Genomic DNA, 2,263 nt, shown 5'->3' with positions numbered 1-2,263 from the left:
CGCGCAACGACGAGGTAGACGCGATGAGCTGGCTGAGACGCTCGACGGGCTCGTAGGGGTACCCTGCCCCGGGGTAGGAAACCACCGCGTCGGCGAAGAGATCGACGGAGAAGCCCGGCATCTCCACCGGCAGCCAGTGCCAGACGTCGCGGAGCTTCTCTTCGATCTCCATTGCGTCCCGGAAAGCCAGGAACCGATCGGCGACGTACTCGCCGAGGAGGGTCAGTCCATACGTGGGGCCGTCCCTGACGAGCCATCGACGCTCGCTGAAGTCGGCGAGCACCCGTCCGACGGTCGGCGAGGAGGCACCGGTAGTCTCACACAACTCTTGACGGTCGGTCGGTCCGTCGCGCAACGCTTCGAGGACGCCGGCTCGGTGGGCCGACGTAGCCAAGAACTGGATGTTGTCGATACCGGGGCTCATATGCAATGTAGGGTGGCGAGTAGCATAGCGTTTCGGCGTGGGGAGAGACGGGCGGCTCTGGCTCTACGTGAGGGTCTTGGGAGGATCAAGTTGCATGTCCGCCGCCTGCTTCCCAGCCCGCCCCGATGGTGGCGACGCACCTCAGTCGCGGTACCGTGGCAGTCACCACTTGCTGCAATTGCGCACTGTATTCTGCACGCCCATCGAAACCGATCACTGATATAGATCGATAGCGCATACCTCCGTCTTCAGGCGGAGGTCGAGCGATAGGCATGGCCCGTCCATTCTTCATGTGTTGTGTAGTGCAGAGTTGTGACTCGTGTGTAGCGAAGGTTGGAAAAGACGCGGTTGTAGACGCGCCTTCGGAACTGGTAGAGTTCCAATGAGCAGTAAATACACTATCGAGAAAGGAGTTTCGGTTGACGAACAGGCAATTGAATGTGACGAAGAGCAATTCGAGCGGGTTGAGAAGACACCCCGAGCTGCGGCCGTCGGTTGCACAGACGATCCAAGGGAAGGTGGATACGAATCATTCAGATGTGGTTGCTCGTGGACTGACGTTAGCGGCAGAAGAGCGGTTGATGGCACGAGAAACGGAGATCAAACGAACGCGAGCGCGGTGGGATAGATCCCAAGATTCGAAGCGAGAAGCGGAGTGTCGGCGAGTGGCGAGTGAGGTGAGCCGAGAGCGGCGCTGTGCGTTCCAGGAGCGAGCGGCAACCGTGGATCCGTGGTGTGACCCGGAGAGAGGAGATCCTCGTGAAGAGTTGGGTCATGAGGAGTGGGCGGCAGTGAACACGCAAACGATGCGGTTAGCGATAAAACTCGATGGGTGGTCGCGAGCAGCGATCAGTCGGCGGCTCAACGGGTCGATTGCCGTGGGAGCGGGCCGTCGTAGCCGTCCGGCACGTACGGACACAGCGGGTCGCTTTCAAGCGCGTCACCTGTGTACGCGAACGCACGCGACCGACTGCCGCCACAGACGGTGCGGAACGGACACGCTCCGCACTTCCCCTTGAGCGCGTCCGGGTCGCGGAGGCGGCGGAACGCCTCGGAATCCCGGTAGAGTTCGACCACCGACTCGTCCCGAACGTTGCCCGCCGCGTCCGGGAGGAAGCCGGAGGGGTACACCTCGCCGAGGTGGCTCACGAAGACGAATCCGTTTCCGGCACGGATTCCGGTGCGACGGCCGATGTCGTCCGATGCGGGCGCCGCGGTTCCGGCGTCCGCCCGCTCGCGTTGGAGCGCGACCCGCCGGTAGTGGGGTGCTTCGGTCGTCTTGACGCCGAACGGGGCAGTCTCGCTCGCGTCGAGGAGCCACTCCATCACCCCTTCGGCTCGTTCGGGTGAAATCGGGTCGAGCACCGCCCCGCGACCAACCGGGACGAGGAAGAAGACCGACCAGAGGACGGCCCCGAGATCGGCGACGAGGTCGCGGAGGGCGGGCAGTTCGTCGACGGTGTCGGCACAGACGGTCGTGTTGATCTGAAGCGGAATCCCGGCGTCTCGAATCGCGCGGGCCGCCCGAACCGTTGATTCGAAACTCCCCTCCTCGCCGCGGAACTCGTCGTGGGCTTCGGAGCTGCTGCCGTCGATGCTAAGCGCGACGCGGCGCAACCCCGCGTCCGACAACCCCTCGATACGGTCGCTCGTCAGCGAGGCCGTCCCGCTGGGGGTGAGCGTCATCCCGAGTCCCCGTTCGGTTCCGTACGCGACGAGTTCTTCCACGTCGTCGCGCATCAGCGGGTCGCCGCCCGAGAGGACGACGAGTTGCCCGTCACCGAACCGGCGTGCTTCGTCCAGCAGTTCCTTGCCCTCGGCGGTCGAGAGTTCGCCGGG

Annotated in this window: 2 protein-coding genes; both read right to left on the bottom strand. The window is 64.0% G+C overall.

Going from position 1 to position 2,263, the window contains the following annotated elements; genetic code table 11:
* A partial coding sequence (locus BG842_RS10070; RefSeq protein ID WP_394327472.1) for a helix-turn-helix transcriptional regulator occupies positions 1 to 424 on the bottom strand: 424 nt, incomplete at its 3' end.
* 861 nt (positions 425 to 1,285) lie between these two features.
* Positions 1,286 to 2,263 (bottom strand): TIGR04053 family radical SAM/SPASM domain-containing protein (locus BG842_RS10065; protein WP_069450638.1); only part of this gene is annotated, 978 nt, incomplete at its 5' end.

Origin of the sequence: Haladaptatus sp. W1, assembly GCF_001723155.1 — an archaeon.
Taxonomy (GTDB): Archaea; Halobacteriota; Halobacteria; order Halobacteriales; family Haladaptataceae; genus Haladaptatus; species Haladaptatus paucihalophilus.
The sequence above is the reverse complement of the archived record's forward strand: the minus strand, read 5'-3'. Positions and strand labels throughout refer to the sequence as shown.